Origin of the sequence: Acinetobacter terrestris (genome assembly GCF_004331155.1) — a bacterium.
Taxonomy (GTDB): Bacteria; Pseudomonadota; Gammaproteobacteria; order Pseudomonadales; family Moraxellaceae; genus Acinetobacter; species Acinetobacter terrestris.
In genome coordinates this window covers 12,334-34,708 of the sequence record NZ_SJNZ01000028.1, presented here as the reverse complement: position 1 = coordinate 34,708, position 22,375 = coordinate 12,334, and the positions used below count along the sequence as shown (strand labels likewise).

Sequence of the window (22,375 nt, the reverse complement as noted above, 5' to 3'; positions counted from 1 at the left end):
GGTGTACTTTAGCAAGTTGCTCAAAATCCTGTCGCACGACGGGTTTAATAAGCTGATGAAATACGGTATTCTGATGTGACAAAACCTGAATCCTGGTCGTTAAAGTGTTTGTTTGCACTCATATTTTAACGATTTGGACTCAGGTTTTTTATTTAAATCAAACTATGGGACAGCAGTGCCCCAAAGGGTGCTTTTTTAGCTTGGAAAATTAAACCGCAGCAGCATCAACAACTGGGATTTTACCAATTTTCGCTTGCCAGATTTTTGGTGCAGTTGCGTGAATAGAAGTACCATTTACGTCTACTGCTACAGATACTGGCATATCTTCTACTACAAATTTGTAGATTGCTTCCATACCAAGGTCAGCAAAAGCAACCACTTCAGCTTGGCGAACTGCTTTAGATACCAGGTAAGCCGCGCCACCGACAGCCATCAGGTAAGTCGCTTTGTTGTCTTTAATCGCTTCAATAGCAGTAGGACCACGATCCGCTTTACCAATCATGCCGAACAAGCCAGTATGTTCTAAAACTTGACGTGTGAATTTGTCCATACGTGTAGCAGTGGTTGGACCTGCAGGACCAACGACTTCGTCACCCACTGGATCAACAGGGCCAACGTAGTAAATGAATTTACCTTTAAGATCGACAGGAAGCTCTTCACCATTGTTGATCATGTCAACCATGCGTTTGTGCGCAGCATCACGACCGGTATAGATTGTACCGTTAAGAAGTAAGGTGTCACCTGGTTGCCAAGAGTTCATTTCTTCTTGCGTGATGTTGTCTAAGTCAACACGTTTAGAAGTAGAAGAATCCCAAGTTACAGCAGGGTAGTCAGAAAGTTTAGGCGCTTGAATATGCGCAACACCTGAACCATCTAACTGGAAGTGTGCGTGACGTGTTGCAGCACAGTTCGGAATCATACCGACCGGTTTACCCGCTGCGTGGCATGGGTAATCCTTGATTTTAATATCAAGAACTGTAGTTAAACCACCCAAACCTTGCGCGCCAATACCCAAAGCATTTACTTTTTCGAAGATCTCGATACGGAGTTCTTCCATTTGGCTTTGTGGACCACGACGAAGCAATTCGTCCATGTTGATTTCTTCCATCAATGCTTCTTTTGCAAGCATCATGGCTTTTTCAGCAGTACCACCAATACCGATACCGAGCATACCAGGAGGACACCAGCCTGCACCCATGGTTGGAACAGTTTTAAGCACCCAATCCACGATCGAATCAGAAGGATTCAACATCGCAAGTTTAGATTTGTTTTCTGAACCGCCACCCTTAGCAGCAACAGTAATGTCTACTTTGTTACCTGGTACAAGTTTGTAATGGATCACAGCAGGCGTGTTGTCTTTGGTGTTTTTACGGCCAAAAGCAGGATCAGCTAAAACTGATGCGCGAAGGATGTTTGAGTTTTCTAAATAACCCTGACGTACACCTTCGTTAATTGCATCGTCCAAGCTCATCGTTAAATCAAATTTAACGTCTAAACCCACTTCAAGAAATACGTTAACAATCCCGGTATCCTGGCAGATTGGGCGGTGGCCTTCTGCACACATACGAGAGTTAATTAAGATTTGTGCAATAGCATCTTTTGCGGCTTTGTTCTCTTCACGATCATAGGCACGGCTCATCGCTTGGATGAAGTCTTGTGGATGATAGTAAGAAATGAACTGAAGCGCATCTTTTACCGATGTGATCAAGTCATCTTGCTTGATAATAGTTGTCATATCAAATATCTCTTGAGCGGGCTGTTAGCTAGCGGGCTAAATTATAAGATAAAAAGCAAGTTTTGTGGGCGTTTTGACTGCTTTTTGGCCGAAAGTTTAATAGTGAATTTCAACTCAAGTGAACGGTCATTTTTGTGAGGATTTCTGTCATAAATATGATAAAAGGCTGTCATATTTTAGTGTAAACATGACATTTAAAGCAGGAATTAAAATAATTAGAAATTATTTATAGATTTAAATTATTGAAATTTATAGATTAATACAATTATTTTAATTTGTATTAAATATGACGGCATTGTCATAAAGTTGTCATAAAACTTTTACATAATGAGCTCATCAAATCTAGAGTGTTATAAGAGTATGATTACTGCAGTCGTTTCAGTTTTTGGCTTTGCTTTATATATCGCAGCAACATGGTTTTACGGTCAAAAAGAAGATCAGGCTTAAGCTCTATCTTCTTTTTTTTGCTTTAAGTTTTATTAAAATAAAAATATTCTAAATCTTCAAATCTTCAAATCTTCAAATCTTCAAATCTTCAAATCTTCAAATCTTCAAATCTTCAAATCTTCAAATCTTCAAATCTTCAAATCTTCAAATCTTCAAATCTTCAAATCTTTAAATTTCGATCTAAATCTGCGTATACTATTTTAAAAATCTGAAAACTTCGATGATGAAAGATCAGCCTGAATTTGCGCAAAATATTATTGAAATCTATAAAAAACATGCGCGTGCATGGACAGAATTGCGCGGTCAATTCCTTTATGAAAAAGCATGGCTCGATCATTTCCTTTCACTGCTTCCAGATCATTCAACAATCTTGGATTTAGGCTGTGGTTCAGCAAAACCCATTGCAGCCTATTTAATTGCACAAGGTCATTCCGTGGTGGGTGTAGATAGTTCTGAGGTCATGATTGAAATGGCGCAGGAAAATTTTCCTGAACAAAGCTGGATTCAGGCAGACATGCGTCACATGGATTCAGGGCAAAAGTTCCAAGGCATTTTAGCGTGGGATAGTTTTTTTCATCTGACCCAAGAGGATCAGCGTGCAATGTTTTCGATATTCCAAAAACATGCTGAGCCAAGAGCGGCATTGATGTTTACCAGCGGACCTTCTCATGGTGAAGCGATTGGAAATCTGTTTGGTGAGGCTTTATATCATGCAAGCCTTGCAGCTGAAGAATATAAGCAGTTATTGAATGATCATGGTTTTCAGGTCATAAAAATGGTTGCTGAAGATGTGGAATGTGCAGGACATACTGTGTGGTTGGCACAAAAAGTCTGATCAAGTCAGACTAAATAAAAATGTAGAATAATAATTAAGTAAATGACCTTTATAAAATAAAAAGAGCAGTTGGCATGATTAGAATATTATTGTTAGGGTGCATCATTTTTGGCTTGTTATGTTTATTTGTTAAATTTTGGCCAATATATTTGGATAAACCTTTTGAAAAAGCATTGCACATCTATTGGAAACTAAAAATATTGGATGAACCATTAAAAGTAAGCTCAATTTTTCCTGATAGTGATACTGTTTGTATATTAGGAGCCTATGAAGCTCTCACTGATCCTAAGTTTTATCAATATTTTTCAAAAAATATGATCCAAGATCAGCAAAAGTATTTAGATCAAGTGCCATCCTATCCCGACCAGCGTCTTTACCTCGTGGCCTTTAGCGGCAATAAAATTCAGCAAATTTTTCGATTGAGTTTTTTTGACGCTAACAGCAAAATGGCTTGCGTAAAATCGAATGGAAATATTTCTCTCGTTAAGACTAATGATCCAACTTTAACTAAAATAAAAGTAGCTTTAACGGATTAATTCAGCTGAGTTCCCTTCCATTTAATCGAATGATATCTACGAATTTTACATAAAAAAAAGCCATCCAATTTTTAAATCAGATGGCATGGAGAACTTAGTTATGGAGAGCTTGGTTTAAGCGTTATTGAGCAGCTTGCTGTTCCGCCTGAATCGCAGTCAAAGCAATCGTGAACACAATATCATCCACCAATGCACCACGAGACAAGTCATTTACCGGTTTATTCAAACCTTGCAACATTGGTCCCACACTCACCACATTGGCAGCACGTTGTACGGCTTTATAGGTTGTGTTACCGGTATTTAAGTCAGGGAAAATAAACACATTGGCACGGCCAGCAACAGGGGAACCCGGAGCTTTGGATTGACCCACACTTTCAACCGATGCAGCATCGTATTGAAGTGGACCATCAATCAGCAAATCAGGACGACGCTCTTTAGCAATACGGGTTGCTTCAGCCACTTTCTCTACATCTGCACCCGTACCCGAGGTACCGGTTGAGTACGAAATCATGGCAATACGCGGATCAATACCAAAGGCTTTTGCAGAATCGGCAGATTGAATGGCAATTTCAGCCAGCTGTTCAGCATCCGGATCTGGATTGATTGCGCAGTCACCGTACACATAGACTTCATCCGGTAACAGCATAAAGAACACAGAAGATACCAGTGAATAATCCGGTGCAGTCTTAATTAGCTGGAAGGCAGGTCGAACCGTATTGGCGGTGGTGTGTACTGCACCCGATACCAGACCATCCACTTGATCAAGTGCTAACATCATGGTGCCGAGTACAACGGTATCTTGCAGTTGTTCACGTGCTTGTAGTTCGTTAATTTTACCTTTACGTAGTTCAACCATTTTAGGCACGTAGTTTTCACGAATCAGATCAGGATCAATAATTTCAAGATCATGCGGTAATTCGATATTACGTGCTTTGGCAACCTCAATCACCACTTCAGGTTTCGCCAATAAAATACAGTGTGCAATACCACGTGATTGGCAAATCGCTGCCGCTTGAATGGTACGTGGTTCATCACCTTCAGGCAGGACAATACGTTTTTTCGCCGCAATTGATTTTTGAACCAATTCGTGACGGAAAGCTGAAGGGGACAAGCGTGGTTTGTATGAACCATTCAGGATTTGTACCAGCCAATCGACATTAATGTGACTGGAAACAAAACGCGTCACCTGTTCTGCACGTTCAGTATCATCGACTGGAATTTCATTACTTAAATTGGACAGGCTTTGCGCAGTTTCAAAGGTGCTTAATGGTGTATGCAGAATCGGTAGGCCATTTTTAATCGCAGACTGGCAGAATGCTAAAACAGTTGCATTCGGTTCATGATGTTCCGTCAACACTAGTCCTGCCAAGGGAATACCATTACAACTTGCCAAGCTACTTGCCAATAAAACATCAATACGGTCAGATGCGCTAATGATCAGTTCACCAGCTACAAATTTGCTTAGTTCATGTTCAATATTTGAAGCAATTAAACTGCTGTGTAGCACACGACGCTGCGATGCTTCACCCTGGTTAATCCATTCTGCTGAAATATGGGCTGCCAGATCGGATATGCGCGGAACACTCAGCGTGCTGCTAAACGGCACTAAACCAATCACAGGAAGATGTTCAGAACCAATATGTGCATGGGTCTTTTGAATTGATGCAACAAATTTATTGGTGTCGCTAATCAAGCGCAGGCTTGGGTCAAGCGTGACCGGAATTTGTTCAGAATCTTCTGGCAAACCTTTAGTACGCATGAACAATACACCAGCAATACGGTCATTGGCAGCGCCGCCTAAATGGCGTAACTGTGTATCCACTTTGTCGGCAGTCACTGCAGGCTGATTCACATCTGCATTGCTCACCACAATGACTTGGGCATCCAAGGCTTTTGCTAAAATTGCATTAAAGTCTGATGCAAAAGCATCGCGGCTGGTCGGAACCAAGCCTTCAACAATAATGACATCATGCTGTTTTGCAATTTGACGGTGCAGACGTACTGCTTCTTCAAGTAACTCGTCACTTTCACCCAGACTAATCTGCTGGATCAGGCTTTCATACGTAATCGGTTCAACCGTTTCGTTATTCGATAAATGACGATATAGCGCAGTTGTACGATCTGTGGGCTGATTTTTTTCTTGTGAAAAAGGTTTAAGAAAACCGGCTTTCACACCTTGGCATTCCAAAGCGTAGACTAAACCTAGGCTGGCTGAAGTTAATCCTACGCCTTCCCCGGTTGGAACTAATAAAATTGTTTTCATAGCTTGATTCTAAATAAAAGGATTGAATGGTCAGCATCATAAAATGTGCGATGGCTTAAGCCATCGCAACATCTGCTTCAAACTTTTTTGCAGCGGCTTGACTCACCTCATTCACAACATTCTCAGTTTCTTTTGCGATGCGACCTTCTTCATCGGTAGGAACCACCCAAATTTGAGGGCCTGTACCTGCATCGATACGGCCTTCCGTTCCGCGTTTCAAGTTGTCGTTTTGTTCTTTGCTTAAGTTGAAACCGAAGTGCGGGAGGTAGGTCAAAGTTTTTTCACGGATATAAGCTGAGTTTTCACCAATACCACCGGTAAAGAACAGGCCATCAAGACGTGGCAAGCCACAGCTTAAGGCTGCAAGCGATTTAGCCAGACGGTAACAGAATACTTCAATGGCAATCGCGGCATCTTCATTGCCTTGTTCAGAGGCTTCAATGAGAGTACGCATATCATTGGACAGATTAGATAAACCCAATAAACCACTTTGGCTATTCAGCATTTTGTCGATTTTATAAATGTCCCAACCGAGGTTGCTTGCCAAGAAGCTATGGATACTTGGGTCAACATCACCACTACGGGTACCCATCACGACACCTTCAAGTGGAGTTAGGCCCATCGAGGTATCCACACTTTGGCCATTCCAGATCGCGCAAGTCGAGCTGCCGTTACCGAGGTGGGCCGTTAACCAGCCACCTTGTTTGAAGCTGCCAGCCAGTTCTGAACCACGTTCAGATACATAGGCATGACTGGTGCCATGGAAACCGTAACGGCGGACATTGTGCTCGGTATATAAGAATTTTGGCAATGCATAACGGAAAGCGTGTTCCGGCATGGTCTGGTGGAATGCTGTATCAAATACTGCGACTTGCGGCAAGTCAGGGAATAGACGTTTGGTTGCTTCAATACCGACTAAATGCGCAGGGTTGTGGAGCGGAGCAAGGGGTGTTGCCTGACGAATTTTTTCAATAATATCATCAGTTAATAATTCTGCTTTAGTGAGCGTGCCACCATGCACAATACGATGACCAATTGCATCAGGTTTGTAGTTGGCCAGACGTTCTAAACCCACTTCTAACGCTTGTTTATGATCAGCATTTGGAATACGAATATCAACAGGTTCATTTCCTACAGTCACGCCTTTGATACGCGCTTCAGGCGTACCCAAGTTTTCAGCCAAACCATGGATGCGGAATTCTTGATCTTCAAGCAATAATGCAAATTTAATCGATGAAGAACCGCAATTGATGACGAGTACTGATTTAGGCATGACGTATTCCTTAACTAAAGATGATCGTACTTGAATTGTTGTATTACCCCTGACCGTTGATATTCATTTCACGAGGCATCATCCGATCTGTTTAATAGTTGTACCATGTGAGTTTTTATAGCCACAAGCTAGACTTTAGGTGATTAGACTTAAGCACTATCGACCAGTAGAACAATAATAATTAAAATTTATCAGTTGATAGTTTTCATTTATTAATAAAATAGTACTTATTCCTAAAGTGTATCGCCTCTAGAATTCTAAACATAACATGGGCGATCAATTTTGAGCAGAAGATAAGCGTTACTTTTAATGTTTAGTTTTGATACTTTATTTCTGACCAGCGCACAATCACATAAGCAATCAGTGCAACCATAAAAAATACCAGCATCATCCAGGCCAAGCCTTGCAGGGTTTCAATAATTGTCCGATAAATTTCCAGTACCCAGCGTTGCTGCGTCAGCTCGATGACAATTTTTTTGTCATTATCGGTATAGGTGAGGGGGGTAATGTATTTTTCCATATCGTAAATACGAATCCCGGAAGATGTGCCCACTACCATGCCTGCAAATTTGGTGTATTTTGCCCATGCTTCATGAATGGGGTCGTTAATAATTCGAGCCAGAATTTGATTAATAGAATGGGAAAAAATTTTCATTACGGCAAAGGAAACCAGCAATGCCAGTACAAATGTGCAGATCATTAAATAATAAAACATTGCATTTTCCCTTTTATGGCTATTTTTATCATCTTATGAATTTAGCTTAGAAATATTTTAAAAATACTGTAGTGGATATGTTCAGCCTCATTTTTGAAGCTGAACATGGAATGCTTTTATTTCAGGACTTATTGGCGAATTTGACCATCACCAAACACCACCCATTTCTGCGAAGTCAGACCTTCAAGACCAACAGGGCCACGGGCATGAATCTTGTCAGTTGAGATACCGATTTCTGCACCTAGACCATATTCAAAGCCATCTGCAAAACGCGTAGATGCATTGATCATCACTGAACTTGAATCGACACGTGCCAAGAACTGGCGAGCAAGACTATAGTTTTCAGTAATGATGGCATCGGTATGATGTGAACCATATTTGTTGATATGTTCAATCGCTTCATCAATACCGCTGACCACTTTAACCGCCAAAATTGGGCCTAAATATTCGGTATACCAGTCTTCTTCACTGGCAGGTTTCGCAGTTGAACCCAGAATACGCTGCGTTTCACGGCAGCCGCGGAGTTCAACCTGTTTTTCTGCATACAGTTCAGCAATCCGTGGCAAGAAGTCTTCTGCGACTTTCTCATCGACCAGCAAGGTTTCCATGGCATTACATACGCCATAACGATGCGTCTTGGCATTTAGCGCAATCGGCAAGGCTTTTTGCAAGTCGGCTTGTGCTTCAACAAAGACATGGCAATTGCCATCAAGGTGTTTAATCACAGGAATACGTGCTTCGTTGCTCACACGTTCAATCAGTCCTTTGCCTCCACGTGGAACAATCACATCCACATATTCCGACATGGTAATCAGATGACCGACCGCAGCACGATCAGCCGTGTTAATCACTTGCACTGAAGTTTCAGGTAGACCTGAAGCTTTTAAACCGTGTTGAATCGCTTGCGCAATGGCTTTATTTGACTCCAGTGCCTCAGATCCACCACGCAAAATAATGGCATTTCCTGACTTTAGCGCAAGTGATGCTGCTTCAAGGGTAACATTCGGACGTGATTCATAAATCATGCCGACCACACCTAAAGGAACCCGCATTTTACCCAGTTGAATGCCCGAAGGGCGGAAGGCTAAATCGGTGATTTCCCCAATCGGGTCAACCAGACTCATAACATCTTTTAAGCCATGCAGCATGCCTTTAAAGCGTGTGGGAGTAAGTTCTAAGCGATCAAGCAATGCACTGTCCAAATTGTTGTTACGACCTTTGGTCATATCAATTTGGTTCGCAGCTAAAATAGCAGCTTCACTGTCTTGTAAAGCAGTGTAAATTGCAGATAAAGCATTGTTTTTTGTTTGGGTAGAAGCGCTTGCTAACACGCGAGAAGCTTGGCGTGCTTGTTGGCCTACCGTTTGCATATATTGTTCAATTGAATCTTGCATAGCGGCTGATCACTTAGAAATTACACCTTCGATAGTAACAGCCTGGAACCAGACAATGAAGCATCTATCTGGAAAAAAACTTTGAAACTTTTCAAGCTATTCATATTTTGAAATCCTTTTGTTTGTAAATTTAGATGAGTGGTCATGGAATAAGTTGCGCGTCAAATGTTCCTCTGTATAGAATAAAAATAGTGACATTGATGTCTGATAATTAAAGCAAATGAATGGATGCAGTACAGCGCAGAAATTCTATATTTATTTTCTTGCAAAATAACAATAAGGCAAGAATGGAGGAAGGGATATGAATTCCATGATCCAAATGGACTCGGAAGTACAAGAATCAAACACGAGTTTAGGCTTTTTTGATCTTTACCATAGAAACAGTTTTAAAGAGCCTGCACGTACAACGTGGATCAAGGGCTGGAAAATTGAATATATGGCGATTACTCAGCCTGAAACGATTCACAATACTCCAATCGTCATCATTGGCGGGGCATTTCAAAACTTCAATTCTTATAAATATTGTGTTGAACAGTTGCTCAGTGCAGGTCCGATTATCCTGATTGATTTACCTTCAATGGGTGCCAATCAACAAATTACCAATCGTGATACCGGTGTTTCCGCAGGAACTCTGGAATTGCCGGACTTGGCACGTATGCTCGGTGAATGGCTAGATATAGAAAATTTGTCCAAGGTTTCGGTGATGGGCATGTCTCTCGGTTCAGTGGTGGCTTCAGGCTTGGCCCATCAACGCCCTGAATTGATTGACCGTATGATTCTGATGGGCGTGATGCAAAAAACCCGTAAAAGCTGGCGCATGTTGCTGGAAGAGTCTTTGCATTTAATGAAAGAACAGCGCATGGACGAGTTTGGCCAAGCCGTGATTTTGTATTTGGTCAATCATGCCAAAATTGATCAAACCCGCATGTCACCTACTGCGAAACGTTTGTTCTTTAAACAAATGGCTGAATTTACTGCAACCGAGCAAGATCGCTATGAAATTAACTGTAGCCGTTTACTGCGTTTAACCGATGTGCCCATTCCTGAATGTAAAGTACTGGTGGCTTGTGGGCAATATGACAGTTTTACCTTGCCCCATGAAAATGCAAATTTTGCCTTGCAATGTCCCGACATGGAATTTGCAATGATTGCCAATGCAGATCATGTGCCGCAATTGCAGCGCCGTAAGGAAACCATGAGTTTGTTTGCAACCTTCTTGCAGGGTGAGTCGATTCAAACTGTGGAAGGGATTATCCCGATGACACGTGCACAGTTACTGACTTTGGAACGTCGCGGTGAAGAACGGATTGCAGTACAAAACCCAATGACTGTATTGACCCATCGTCATTCAGCGCTGCAATTGCCCACTCATATTATTGATCTAAACTTCTTTGGAGTTTTACTTGAGTTTGCTAAAGGTTTAACTGCAAAAGTTGAGCAATATCCACGTGATTTGGCTTTGCATCTGGAAGATGAAGAAGGTCAATTCAAGATTGAATGTTTGATTTTTGAGGTAGGGGCAACACAAATCCGCGCCTTATTTAAACATGGCAGTTTTGAAGTGGCAGAACGGTTATTGCGTTATGTACAACGACAAAAAGAAGCGATGCTGGTACTGGAATCAGTCAGTTAATCACTTGCTACTGAGCATAAAAAAACAGCGTATTTAACGCTGTTTTTTTATGCTCGCATGAATCATCCAGACCAAATCCCCTAGATGCTCATCACTAGCGAATTCATTCACCGGCTGGTCTTGAAAATACTGTTGAGGCTGAACAATAGTGATATTTTCAAAACCTGCTTGCTGGAAAAAGTCTTGCGCCTGTTGAGGATGAGTAAAATGGAAACTAAACGCGCTGCGCGACATCCATTTGAGTAATTTACTACTGGCCCAAATAAAATTGGCCAGTTTATTTTTGACCGGTTCCGGATAAATATCGGTCAGGTAATGCAATTCCTTAAAGTCCTGAGCGTAATGTGTAATCGCTTGCAGCAATTGCAATAGCATGTCTTTGTTGAAGTAGTTAATCAAACCTTCGCTAATTACCACCAATGGGCGAGTGGGGTCAAACACCTGAAAAGCCTGTTCAAAATCTGCAGTGAATAAATCAACCGATAAAACTTCAGGGCTATTCACATCAATTTGTTTCAGTGCTTGTGTTTTGACTTTTGCCATACCGGGTAAATCAAGTTCACGGTAATCAATATTGGGATACTTTTGTCGAAAGTTCCAACCGCGTGGAGAAAGTCCACTCGCGATTTCAAGGACCTGTAAATCTGGATGTTGCTCGATCAGTTGCGTGAGATGCTGATCAATCATGCGGTGACGTTGTTTTAGCGTGGTACGCATACTGCCGCCAACAAATTTTTCAGCCCAACTTTCTAAAGGGTGAACCAGTTTGGCGAGCATTTTACCTTTGGATGTTGCAAAGACCGGGTGGGAAATTCCCATGCTGTACCAGATATAGCCGGTATAATGTGCAGTAAATGAAATGTGTCGATGTTCTGAAAGCGGTTGTGTCATGTCATCCTGACCTGTATGTTTTTGTAGTTTTAAATGTATAAGTGCTGTTTGATAGGCTTCTTATATGGCTGATTCGTATCTTTTAAAAGTTAATACCAGCAAATATCTACAAGAAGTCTATGACTTTCTTTTTAATGATCATAAAGAAAAAGGAACACCTTGTCGTGTTCCTTTTGTCGCATTAATTAAATGAATTTTTAAAGTTTTCGATATTGTCTCGAACTTTTTTCCATTCAGTACCCAAGTCTAGTGTTTCGCCAACCGTAAGTTCAGGAATTATCCCGCGCATACGCTCCAAACGTTCTTGATTGGGTAAAGCTAAGTCACGAATCCCTTCTAAAGCAGTACAAGCCGCAGAACGGTCATTACAGACCAAGCCCATGTCACAACCGGCTTTGAGTGCAGCTTGAATACGTGCATCAGCGCCACCGGCTACACAGGCAGCTTGCATGGTCAAGTCGTCTGAGAAAAGTACACCATCAAATTTCAGCTCTTGACGCAAGATCTCTTGAATCCAGTACGGCGAGAAACCGGCAGGGTTGGGGTCGACCTGATCATAAATCACATGCGCTGGCATGAGTGCATCCAGTTGCGGCATGAGTTGAATAAAGGTCTGCATATCCTCGTTGTAAATTTCGTCATAACAACGTGAATCTACAGGTGCTGCCACATGCGAATCCGCTTTGACTGAGCCATGACCCGGGAAATGTTTGCCGGTATTGGCCATGCCTGCACGTTTCATTCCTTTTAAAAAGGCGCTGGCAAGCGGGACAATATCCTGAATATTTTTGGCAAAGCCACGGTCACCAATTACATCGCTGACATCATTTAGGTCCAATACCGGTGCAAAACTAAAATCGATACCGACAGCAAGCACTTCAGTTGCCATCAGCCAACCGCATTGCTCAGCCAAATCCACCGCCTGTTCAGGTCCGGTGAGATAGAGTTCACCCAAACGACCCATGGCAGGAAGCAAGGTAAAGCCCTGTTTTAAACGTTGTACGCGACCGCCTTCCTGGTCCACGGCAATTAAAATATCGGCTCTGATACGACGCATATGATCGGTTAAAGCACGAACTTGTTGTGGCGATTTTATGTTTCGTGAAAATAAAATCATGCCACCTACTTGCGGTGTTCGTAATAGTTCAATATCTTCTTGAGTAAGTTCTGTGCCAGCGATGTCTAGCATCAATGCGCCAATCATATCGGTGTCCGTGTTGGAATTTTATAAAGAAAAAACAATACCTGAATTCTGCAATGATTTGCTACATTTTGACAGTACAGAATATGATAAAACTACACGACATACACATATTAAGTTGTTTAAGATTTTGAATATACTGCATTCATGTTGAAAAACGACATTGAAATATTGGTCAAAGACCAAGGAATTACGAATTATTTATGAAACTTCAAACATTAGCGTGTGCAGTTGCAATTGCGACTGGCGGATTTTTCTTTTCCCATGTAGTGAACGAGGCCATTGCAGCTAATGATACAGTTGCAGTTTCTCAAGCTATTCAGCCAACGCAGGAACAGGCGCTGGTTTCGCGCCAATTGGCAACCTTAGTTGACCGTCAGCATTATTTAAATCAACGTTTAGATGCAGCGACTTCTAACCGAATTCTTGATTTTTATCTAGATAGCCTGGATGCAGACCATTCATTATTTTTAGCACCTGAAGTTGAACAATATAAGAAAAATTATGGTGCCAATTTTGGTGCTGCACTCAAAGCCGGGGATTTATCAGGTCCATATTTAATTCATGCCCAATATCGTGAACGTTTAAAACAGTTCTATGAGTTCATGCTGGCTGAGTTGAAGAAGCCGCAAAACTTGAAACAAAGCAATGTTTATATTGATACCGACCGCGAAAAAGCGCCTTATTTCAAGTCTGCAGCAGAGCAACGCGCACATTGGCAAAAAATGCTGGTGTCGCAGCTCATTAACTTGAATATCAGTAAAGAAGAAGAGTCTGCGAAGCAGAAAGCGTTAAAAGATGATCCGGCTTTAGCCAATGGTCAGGATTTGGCCAGTCCTGAAGATTTAACACCGGTGCAAACCTTGACCAAGCGTTATACCCGTCAGCTTGAACGCATGAGCCGGGTTAAAAGTGACGATGTCTTGGACAAAACTTTAAATGCGATGATGTTGACCTATGATCCGCACAGTAATTACTTCCCGCCTGTAGATGCGATGGAATTGAACCGTCAAACCACCTTGCAGTTAGAGGGGATTGGGGTTTCGATCCGACCTGAACGCGGTAATGAAGATTACACCAAGATTGAGACCATTGTAGAAGGTGGTCCGGCCAGTAAATCGGGTCAGATTAAATCGGGTGATCGTATTATCGGTGTTGCGCAAGACGGCGACAAAATGGTCGATGTTGTGGGCTGGGCAAGTAACGAAGTGGTCGGTTTAATCCGCGGTAAGCGTGGAACCAAAGTCAGTCTGCGTTTACTGGGTGCCGGTGCATCAATGAGTCAGGCCCGTACTGTGAGTTTGGTTCGTGACGTGATTCAGGAAGAAGATGCCGGTGTACGTTCACGTACGGTTGATATTAAGCGTGATGGTAAAAACTATACTTTTGGTGTGATTGAAATTCCGTCGTTCTATTTGAACTATCGTGCGCGCCGTGCAGGCACAGATTATCGCTCGGTTTCTGAAGACACCAACAACGCTTTAAAAGCTTTGGCTGCGAAAAATGTGACCGGGATTATTATTGATTTACGTAATAATCCAGGTGGTTCACTTGAAGAAGTTGCGCGCATGTTGGGCCAAGTGATCAAGTCAGGTCCAGTGGTGCAAATTCGTGACGGTAATGGCAATGTCAGCGTATTTGAAGATGATGATGGCGGTGCACAAACCTATGCAGGTCCACTTGCAGTCATGGTTAACCTGGCTTCGGCATCTGCCAGTGAAATTTATTCTGCGGCTATTCAGGATTATGAACGCGGAATCGTGATTGGCAGTACCACTACCGGTAAAGGTACAGCGCAAGTTCAACTGGATACTTTGGCGCATGGTCAGGCGACCTTGACACAACGTAAGTTCTATCGCGTAACGGGTGGCAGTACCCAGAACAAGGGCGTCGTGCCTGACATTAAACTGGTGGATATCTACAACGAAGAATTTGGTGAGCGTAAAGCCAAGAATGCCTTGGAATGGGACACTATTCCAACTGCACCATTTAAGCGCGAAGGTTCTGTACAACCCTATGTGCAAAATCTGGCTCAAATGTCGCAACAACGCGTGGTGGCTGATCCGCAATTTAAATATTTAGAACAACGCAAAGCGATTGCCAAAAAAACTGAAGAGCAAAAGCGTGTAGTTCTTGATATTGATCAGCGTAAAGCAGAGTTGAATGCGCTGGAACAAAAAACTTTAGATTCAGAGAATCAGCGTCGTGCAGTCACCGGTCAGAAGCCGTATGCTAACTGGGAAAGCTACCAGGCTTCTATGGATGCGTTGATTGAGTCACGTTCAAAAATGAAGGCGACACAACGACCTGCTTTACCTGAAGAAGAAGTGTTTGTCACAGAGTCGGCTAATGTTTTATTGGATTACGCCAAATTGCAATCTGCTAAAACAGCTGCGAACTAAGCTTATTCATTTTACGCTTATTCATTCAGTATTAAGCTTTTAAATATCCCGAAAAAACCAGTCAGTTCGTCTGACTGGTTTTTTATTTGTCTGTATAACGTTGACAACTATTTTTTATCAATACTTAAGTTTAATGGATCAATAAAAAAATGAATTGAACAGCAAAAATATGAACGGTGTAAGTATAATGATCAAAAGGTTGATCTATCTTTCTATAATTAAAATAAATAAATTCGTAATAAAAATGAATAGCGTAAATAGCACTTGACCAAACTAGAATAGTATTAGATGCTTGTTTTAATTGATTGTTTTTTATAAGTACTCATTAATGGGCAAAAGCTTTTGTGAAAGGATAAATGGCATTAATAACGTGGATTAAAACAAGAAAGATAACCTATACGGAAGCTTGATATGGCTCATATACATTATGATTTTAGCCTCGTGGTAGGTTCAGTTATTGTTGCTGTTTTGGCCTGTTATTTTGCAGTGTCGATTGAACAATCATTATTTCGGGGCTTAGGTCAGAAATATGAAAAAACGCTTCTTGTTATAAGTGGTTGTATGTTGGGTGCTGCAATTTGGTGTATGCACTTTGTGGGCATGCTTGCCTGTCATTTGCCTGCTGACTACTCTTTTGACTACGGCCTGACTTTCCTGTCTTATGTAATCGCATTTATCGCATCCACCTTTGCTGTTTGGCTGACGACCCGAGCAACCTTGCCATTTTTACGTCTTGTTTTAGGCGCGGTACTGATGGGCTTGGGCATCGCGGGGATGCACTATACCGGGATAATGGGCTTAGCCATTGATCACCATAACGTTTATTATGACCCACTCTTAGTCATTTTTTCAGTCTTGATTGCCATTAGCGGTTCTGGTTTAACATTTTGGCTGACGTTCAAATATAAAAATGCAGTCCATAAAATGTTGCATATTAAAGCTTCCATTGCTTTGATGATGGCTTTGACCATCGTCGGCATGCACTATACTGGTATGGCCTCTGCGGCTTTTTATTCTATTGATGCGAATCAGCTGGTTTCGAATTATCAAAATGGCCAAGGATTAATTTTATTTAGCATCATTTTTGTCAGCAGTTTAATTCTGGTTGCTGCATTTACCGTGGCAGTATTGGAACAACGCCTGGAAGCACGCAATAGACAGCTTTCTAAAGCCAATCGTGAACTTGCCAATCAAGCTGTTCAGGACAATTTAACCAAGTTACCGAACCGTTTATTCCTAGCTGAATATTCACATCTACTTTTTACTGAGCATCGTTATCGAGATGACAAAATTGCATTTCTTTATATAGATTTAGATCGCTTCAAGGCAGTGAATGATGTCTTTGGTCATCATGTCGGTGATCAATTGCTGGTGCAACTTGCTACGCGCATTCAGCGCATACTCGCAGAAAATCAAAAGCTGCTGCGTATTGGTAGCGATGAATTTTTGATGGTGCTGGAAACTGCCAGCATTGAACAGGCAATCGAAAAGTCAGAGCAAGTATTGCGGCTGATCCAGGACAGTTTCCTGATTGCCGGTAAAGAGATTAATATTTCCAGCAGCATCGGCATCGCGATGTATCCAGACCACGGCAATAATTTGCAAGATTTGCTGATCAATGCCGATGCTGCAATGTTGATGTCTAAATATCAGGGCAGGAATACTTATTCGGTGTTTAGTTATAGCGTTGATCAGCAGGAAGCCAAAAGCCAGACCAAACTGATCAATGACTTGTATAAGGCGGTTGAAGAACAACAGTTTATTCTATTTTACCAGCCCAAATTTACCACCAAAAGCCATGAAATTTGTGGTGTAGAAGCACTGATCCGCTGGAATCATCCCAGTTTGGGGTTGTTGACGCCGAATATGTTTATTACGGGTGCGGAAAAAACCGGACTGATTATTCAAATGGGCTATTGGGCACTTGAGCAAGCCTGTAAGCAGATTCAAATTTGGGAAAGAAATGATACAAATTATTTTCCGCTCGCGGTCAATTTATCGGCGGTGCAATTTGAACATAAACATTTGTTTTCAACCCTTGAGCGCTTGTTTGATAAGTATCAAATTAATCCAAATCATTTAGCCATTGAAATTACTGAATCAACAGCGATGCATCATATTGATGCCAGTATTCGAAGTTTTGAGCGCCTGCGTCAGATGGGCATCAAACTGGCGATTGATGATTTTGGGACAGGGCATTCCAGTTTCTTGTATTTAAAGAACTTGCCTGTAGATGAATTGAAAATAGACCGGGAGTTTATCCGTGATTTGTCCGTTGGTTCAAAAGATGAAATTATTTTAGAAAGTATTATCCAGTTAGCGATTAAATTGGGATTGGTAGTGACCGCAGAAGGGGTAGAAACACCCTCGCAGGCCGACATTTTAACCCGTTTAGGTTGCCAACAATTGCAGGGGTATCTGCTAGGAATGCCGGTGAATGTTGATCGATTGGAAGAGAGCAAATACGCCCTACCTATTTAAGATGGGTCAATTTTGAACAAGTTTAGTTCATTTCAAAAGTTTGATGATCTGCTACAATATCGCCAAATTTTTATATTGATCAGTTCTGATCTTTTACACTGCCATTCTGCAGTAGGTATCTTTCATGAGTTTTAAAGACGAATTAGCGGCACAGGTCGCGCAGCGACGGACGTTCGCGATTATTTCCCACCCCGATGCTGGTAAAACCACCATGACAGAAAAACTGTTGTTGTGGGGTAAAGCGATTCAGGTTGCCGGGATGGTCAAAAGCCGCAAGTCAGACCGTGCTGCAACGTCTGACTGGATGGAAATGGAAAAAGAACGTGGTATTTCCATCACCACTTCGGTTATGCAGTTTCCTTATAAAAAGCATGTGATTAACTTACTGGACACCCCGGGACATGAAGATTTCTCGGAAGATACTTACCGTACTTTAACGGCAGTTGACTCTGCACTGATGGTGATTGACGGTGCAAAAGGGGTCGAAGATCGTACCATTAAATTAATGGAAGTGTGTCGTATGCGCGACACACCGATCATTTCTTTCGTCAACAAAATGGACCGTGAAATTCGCGAGCCATTAGAATTGCTTGATGAAATTGAAAACGTGTTGAAAATCCGTTGTGTGCCCCTGACTTGGCCCATGGGTACGGGACGTGATTTCGCCGGTGTGTATAATCTTGCAGAAGAAAAATTTTACGTCTACAAAGCAGGTTTTGGTTCAACCATTACCGATATTGAAATTCGTGATGGTTATGATTATCCGGACTTGCGTGAAAAAGTCGGTGATCTTGCTTTTGCTGCCTTTGAAGAGTCGTTAGAGTTGGTTCAAATGGCCAATGATCCGATTGACCGTGAGCTATTCTTACAAGGTAAACAAACACCCGTTCTGTTTGGTACCGCTTTAGGTAACTTTGCGGTTGACCATGTTCTGGATGCTTTCATTAAATGGGCACCTGAACCGAAGGCGCATCCAACCAAGGAACGTACTGTAGAAGCGACTGAAGAAGGTTTCACCGGCTTCGTATTTAAAATTCAGGCCAATATGGATCCGAAACATCGTGACCGTATTGCATTCATGCGAATCTGCTCAGGTAAGTATGAGAAAGGTTTAAAAATGAATCATGTGCGTCTGGGTAAAGATGTACGGATTAGTGATGCATTAACTTTCTTGGCAGGTGAACGTGAACAGTTAGAGGAAGCTTGGCCAGGTGACATCATTGGTTTACACAACCACGGGACTATTCAGATTGGCGATGCTTTTTCATCGGGTGAAAATGTTCATTTCATCGGTATTCCGCACTTTGCGCCAGAAATGTTCCGCCGTGTACGTTTAAGAGATCCGCTAAAATCCAAGCAACTTCAAAAAGGCTTGAAAGAACTTTCCGAAGAGGGTGCGACTCAGGTGTTTATGCCGCAAATCAGTAATGACCTGATTGTGGGTGCAGTCGGTGTACTTCAGTTTGAAGTGGTGGCGTACCGCTTGAAAGAAGAATACAAAGTTGATTGCGTTTACGAGCCGGTAAACATTAATACTGTACGTTGGGTTTCATGTGATGATGAAAAGAAATTCAACGAGTTTAAGAAAAAAGCGCATGACCAATTGTCGATTGATGGTGGTGGTCATTTGACTTACCTGGCGCCAAGTCGTGTGAACTTGCAGTTAATGCAAGAGCGTTATCCGGATATTCAATTCCGTGCTACACGCGAACACTAAACATAACGAAAAATAAAACAGCTTCTTTATGAAGCTGTTTTATTATGTAGAATCATTTAGATAGATACATTTATACAGATCAGTCACTTTAGAAAAAGAGTTGTAAGCATGAACGGGAAAATAGTCGGCGCATCAGTGATCGCCATTGGTTTGATACTCAGTGCTTGCGATGCTTCAAAACAACAACAGCCAGACCCATCACATGAAAAGTCTGAAACTTCAGTAGTGAAAATTGAGAAAGCAGAAGTTTTACCGTATTTAAATATTCAGGAACAGGAGGCAAAAATTGCTTTGCCCTTTTGTGAAACCAAAAATTGTATTGACCTGAGCATTCAAACCGTACATACCGAAGATACCTGGTTAAATGACTGGATTGCAAAAAGCCAGGCTGTGGTGATTCAAGATCAAATCGGCATGAAACAGGATATGAGCCTGCAACAAGCCATCAATGTATATGTGAAAAAGTCAGATGCGTGGCAGGCGGAATTTTCCAAGAATAAAGCCTATGAACTCTCGATGTATACCCGAATTGCCTATCAGCGTAATCAATATGTGCTGATGCAATTGGGCGTAGATACCAATCAAGAAGGCATTAAGGTTAAGGAACGCTATTACTTCTTTGTCGCCGACCGTAAAAAACAGAAAGCAGTTACTGTGTTGGATGTGATTGAACCGAAACAGCAAAACACGATGAATAACCTTGTGCAGCAGGCTTACCAAAAATGGTTGAAAGAGCAAACGGCTGACGTGAGACAGCAGGCGCCAAAAAAACTCTATTGGGGACAAGCCGACTGGTTCTTCGATCAGGAAGGAATTGGCTTACATTATCGTACCCATGAAATTGTTCAGGATGGCAAACAACTGGATATTTATTTAAGCAAAGAACAAACGCAACAGATATTGAAAGTTGATGTGTATCAGCATATGTTCTAGTAATCCGTTGTAAATACAGACATCTAACAGAAGTCAGTTTACCCGATTAAAATGATAGGTCAGATGATGCTAAAAAATAAAACAATCTTTACCATGAGTATACTTGCGGCGGCGATTGCCTTGAGTGCCTGCCAGCCTAAGCAAAGCGAACCTAAACAGGATCAAGCGGCAGCATCTGAAGCGGTTCAGGCTGAAGCATTAAAATTGGCAGGGGACGTTGAAAAGTTAACTTTAAATTTGCCTGAATGTGATGGTAATAGTTGTCCGGAAATTTCGATTGAACGCCTTTCCAGTAATCAGGCCTTTATTGATGACTTTATTAACCAGCAAATTTTAAAACAGCTGGATCAAATTTTAGATATTTCTCCGAAGTTGCTGAAAGAAAATCAGCAGGCGACAATCGCGGAAAATCCGAAAGATGCAAAAGCTCAGGAGCAGGCAGCTGAACAGCCAGCATCATTAGCAGTTGCAACGCCGAAGCAAAAACTGGAACAACAAGTTGCACCTTATTTGCTAAATTTCCTCTCTTTGGATAAAGAATTGAAGGCTTTAAGTGCCAATCATCAAATCAGTTTAATGATCAAGCCGAAGATCTTAAATGCAGACTTGCCTTTGGCGACTGTTGTTTTAAATTCGAGTAGTTATTTGGGTGGGGCACATGGCTCATCCTCACAGCGCTACTATAATTTTGACCTGGAAAAGAAAAAACAGGTTGAGCTGAATGATATTTTGGCGCCAAATCAAAAAGCAGCTTTGGAAAAGAAAGCGCATGAAAAGTTTAAAGCCTGGGTAATTGAATCCAAGTTGGCGAATAGCGTTGAAGAATATGAACAGGCATGGAAATTCACCTTATCGGATAATTTTTACTTATCCAGCCAAGGTTTGATTTTGCAATATGGTGAATATGAAATTGGCCCGTATGTGGTTGGATTGCCACGTTTGACCATTCCTTATGATCAATTGCAAACTGTGCTGAAGAAACAGTATTTGCCTCCAGTTGAAGCAAAAAATGCTTCAATGCCGGCAAGTACAGCTACAGCAAATAAAGCTCAATCTTAATGCCTTATTCACTGTTTGATACCCATACCCATTTTGATGTTCCCGATTTTGATCATGATCGGGAACAACTGGCGTATGCTGCAAAAACGGTGGGGGTGGAACGGTTAATTTTGATTGGTTTTGTGCAATCTCGCTTTAAAAATTTGCTTCAGACTCAGCATTTTTTAAATCAATTACCGGATGCGCCACAAAGTTATTTAGCGCCGGGTCTGCATCCTTTTTATATTGAACAGCATCAAGCATCGCATCTTATAGATTTAGAGCGACTTTTAACAACTGAATCGTGTGTGGCGATTGGTGAAATTGGTCTGGATACTTTTTTAAAACAGCATAAGCAAGCAGACATTTTTCAAAAGCAGCAAGATTATTTCTCTGCACAACTTGAATTGGCGCAGCAATTTCATAAGCCCGTGTTATTGCATATCCGTAAATCGCATGCTGAAACATTGGCAATCTTGAAGCAGCATCAATTTAAGTTGGGCGGTATTGCCCATGCGTTTAGTGGCGGCATAGAAGAAGCCAAGGCATTTACTAAACTGGGTTTTAAAATTGGCGTCACCGGGCAAATTACCAATCCGAATGCGAAAAAATTACATGCGGTGGTTCAGGAAATCGGGGCGGAACATTTGGTCTTGGAAACTGATTGCCCAGATATGACGCCGTTATGTTGTCAAAGTTCTACCGAACACCGAACCCGAAATACGCCTGTGAACTTGCTTTATGTTTTGGATGGACTGGCACAGGCACTGAATCTGGATCAAGCTTTTCTTGCTGAAAAATTATGGCAAAATTCACTGCATGCCTTACATCTTGATTCATAAAAGATGTTATGAAATAACCTTTTATCCATAAATATTGGT

At 41.7% G+C, this 22,375-nt stretch carries 16 protein-coding genes; 9 read left to right on the top strand and 7 right to left on the bottom strand.

Features of this window, described 5'->3' with window-relative positions; genetic code table 11:
- Positions 1-208: 208 nt before the first annotated feature.
- On the bottom strand, positions 209-1,735 hold the full coding sequence (locus E0H81_RS13600) for a fumarate hydratase (protein ID WP_131267084.1): 1,527 nt from the start codon (positions 1,733-1,735) through the stop codon (positions 209-211).
- Between the two features lie 670 nt (positions 1,736-2,405).
- Here E0H81_RS13600 and E0H81_RS13595 point away from each other — a divergent pair.
- Positions 2,406-3,017, top strand: coding sequence for a class I SAM-dependent methyltransferase (locus E0H81_RS13595; protein ID WP_378235412.1), 612 nt, complete (start codon positions 2,406-2,408; stop codon positions 3,015-3,017).
- Between the two features lie 74 nt (positions 3,018-3,091).
- Positions 3,092-3,553: a hypothetical protein gene (locus E0H81_RS13590; RefSeq protein ID WP_131319646.1), complete on the top strand. Its 462-nt coding sequence runs from the start codon at positions 3,092-3,094 to the stop codon at positions 3,551-3,553.
- A gap of 121 nt (positions 3,554-3,674) precedes the next feature.
- Here E0H81_RS13590 and pta read toward each other — a convergent pair whose 3' ends face one another.
- From pta to E0H81_RS13570, 4 genes are all read right to left on the bottom strand, one after another.
- Positions 3,675-5,816, bottom strand: coding sequence for a phosphate acetyltransferase (gene pta / locus E0H81_RS13585; protein WP_131319644.1), 2,142 nt, complete (start codon positions 5,814-5,816; stop codon positions 3,675-3,677).
- A gap of 55 nt (positions 5,817-5,871) precedes the next feature.
- Positions 5,872-7,089: an acetate/propionate family kinase gene (locus E0H81_RS13580; protein WP_131319642.1), complete on the bottom strand. Its 1,218-nt coding sequence runs from the start codon at positions 7,087-7,089 to the stop codon at positions 5,872-5,874.
- A 313-nt stretch (positions 7,090-7,402) separates the two neighbouring features.
- On the bottom strand, positions 7,403-7,804 hold the full coding sequence (locus tag E0H81_RS13575) for a hypothetical protein (RefSeq protein WP_131319640.1): 402 nt from the start codon (positions 7,802-7,804) through the stop codon (positions 7,403-7,405).
- A gap of 128 nt (positions 7,805-7,932) precedes the next feature.
- Positions 7,933-9,198, bottom strand: a complete 1,266-nt coding sequence (locus tag E0H81_RS13570; RefSeq protein WP_131319638.1) for a glutamate-5-semialdehyde dehydrogenase — start codon at positions 9,196-9,198, stop codon at positions 7,933-7,935.
- 301 nt (positions 9,199-9,499) lie between these two features.
- Between E0H81_RS13570 and E0H81_RS13565 the strand changes: the two genes are divergently transcribed.
- Complete coding sequence (locus E0H81_RS13565) at positions 9,500-10,831, top strand: alpha/beta fold hydrolase (protein WP_131319636.1); 1,332 nt, start codon at positions 9,500-9,502, stop codon at positions 10,829-10,831.
- Between the two features lie 33 nt (positions 10,832-10,864).
- Here the strand turns inward: E0H81_RS13565 and E0H81_RS13560 are convergent, their stop codons facing one another.
- Complete coding sequence (locus E0H81_RS13560; RefSeq protein ID WP_131319634.1) at positions 10,865-11,722, bottom strand: class I SAM-dependent methyltransferase; 858 nt, start codon at positions 11,720-11,722, stop codon at positions 10,865-10,867.
- 181 nt (positions 11,723-11,903) lie between these two features.
- Positions 11,904-12,926, bottom strand: coding sequence for a beta-N-acetylhexosaminidase (gene nagZ / locus E0H81_RS13555; protein WP_131319632.1), 1,023 nt, complete (start codon positions 12,924-12,926; stop codon positions 11,904-11,906).
- 200 nt (positions 12,927-13,126) lie between these two features.
- Here nagZ and E0H81_RS13550 point away from each other — a divergent pair, with 200 nt between their 5' ends.
- The 6 genes from E0H81_RS13550 to E0H81_RS13525 all read left to right on the top strand — a co-directional run bounded on the left by E0H81_RS13550 (position 13,127) and on the right by E0H81_RS13525 (position 22,336).
- Entirely contained in the window at positions 13,127-15,325 is a 2,199-nt protein-coding gene (locus tag E0H81_RS13550) for a carboxy terminal-processing peptidase (protein ID WP_131319630.1), read from the top strand.
- Positions 15,326-15,736: 411 nt separating this feature from the next.
- Positions 15,737-17,806, top strand: a complete 2,070-nt coding sequence (locus E0H81_RS13545) for a bifunctional diguanylate cyclase/phosphodiesterase (protein ID WP_131319628.1) — start codon at positions 15,737-15,739, stop codon at positions 17,804-17,806.
- 124 nt (positions 17,807-17,930) lie between these two features.
- A complete protein-coding gene (locus E0H81_RS13540; RefSeq protein ID WP_131319626.1) occupies positions 17,931-19,523 on the top strand; it encodes a peptide chain release factor 3 in 1,593 nt (530 codons plus the stop codon).
- A gap of 108 nt (positions 19,524-19,631) precedes the next feature.
- Complete coding sequence (locus tag E0H81_RS13535) at positions 19,632-20,456, top strand: hypothetical protein (RefSeq protein ID WP_131319624.1); 825 nt, start codon at positions 19,632-19,634, stop codon at positions 20,454-20,456.
- A gap of 66 nt (positions 20,457-20,522) precedes the next feature.
- Positions 20,523-21,515, top strand: a complete 993-nt coding sequence (locus tag E0H81_RS13530; RefSeq protein WP_131319650.1) for an RsiV family protein — start codon at positions 20,523-20,525, stop codon at positions 21,513-21,515.
- A complete protein-coding gene (locus E0H81_RS13525) occupies positions 21,515-22,336 on the top strand; it encodes a TatD family hydrolase (protein WP_131319622.1) in 822 nt (273 codons plus the stop codon). The genes E0H81_RS13530 and E0H81_RS13525 overlap by 1 nt, the downstream gene beginning before the upstream one ends.
- The last annotated feature ends 39 nt before the right edge of the window (positions 22,337-22,375 follow it).

Bases quoted from the DNA above. Each gene is read 5' to 3' on its own strand.
- E0H81_RS13600 (WP_131267084.1), bottom strand. From the start codon at position 1,735: ATGACAACTATTATCAAGCAAGATGACTTGATCACATCGGTAAAAGAT.
- E0H81_RS13595 (WP_378235412.1), top strand. From the start codon at position 2,406: ATGAAAGATCAGCCTGAATTTGCGCAAAATATTATTGAAATCTATAAA.
- E0H81_RS13590 (WP_131319646.1), top strand. From the start codon at position 3,092: ATGATTAGAATATTATTGTTAGGGTGCATCATTTTTGGCTTGTTATGT.
- pta (WP_131319644.1), bottom strand. From the start codon at position 5,816: ATGAAAACAATTTTATTAGTTCCAACCGGGGAAGGCGTAGGATTAACT.
- E0H81_RS13580 (WP_131319642.1), bottom strand. From the start codon at position 7,089: ATGCCTAAATCAGTACTCGTCATCAATTGCGGTTCTTCATCGATTAAA.
- E0H81_RS13575 (WP_131319640.1), bottom strand. From the start codon at position 7,804: ATGTTTTATTATTTAATGATCTGCACATTTGTACTGGCATTGCTGGTT.
- E0H81_RS13570 (WP_131319638.1), bottom strand. From the start codon at position 9,198: ATGCAAGATTCAATTGAACAATATATGCAAACGGTAGGCCAACAAGCA.
- E0H81_RS13565 (WP_131319636.1), top strand. From the start codon at position 9,500: ATGAATTCCATGATCCAAATGGACTCGGAAGTACAAGAATCAAACACG.
- E0H81_RS13560 (WP_131319634.1), bottom strand. From the start codon at position 11,722: ATGACACAACCGCTTTCAGAACATCGACACATTTCATTTACTGCACAT.
- nagZ (WP_131319632.1), bottom strand. From the start codon at position 12,926: ATGATTGGCGCATTGATGCTAGACATCGCTGGCACAGAACTTACTCAA.
- E0H81_RS13550 (WP_131319630.1), top strand. From the start codon at position 13,127: ATGAAACTTCAAACATTAGCGTGTGCAGTTGCAATTGCGACTGGCGGA.
- E0H81_RS13545 (WP_131319628.1), top strand. From the start codon at position 15,737: ATGGCTCATATACATTATGATTTTAGCCTCGTGGTAGGTTCAGTTATT.
- E0H81_RS13540 (WP_131319626.1), top strand. From the start codon at position 17,931: ATGAGTTTTAAAGACGAATTAGCGGCACAGGTCGCGCAGCGACGGACG.
- E0H81_RS13535 (WP_131319624.1), top strand. From the start codon at position 19,632: ATGAACGGGAAAATAGTCGGCGCATCAGTGATCGCCATTGGTTTGATA.
- E0H81_RS13530 (WP_131319650.1), top strand. From the start codon at position 20,523: ATGCTAAAAAATAAAACAATCTTTACCATGAGTATACTTGCGGCGGCG.
- E0H81_RS13525 (WP_131319622.1), top strand. From the start codon at position 21,515: ATGCCTTATTCACTGTTTGATACCCATACCCATTTTGATGTTCCCGAT.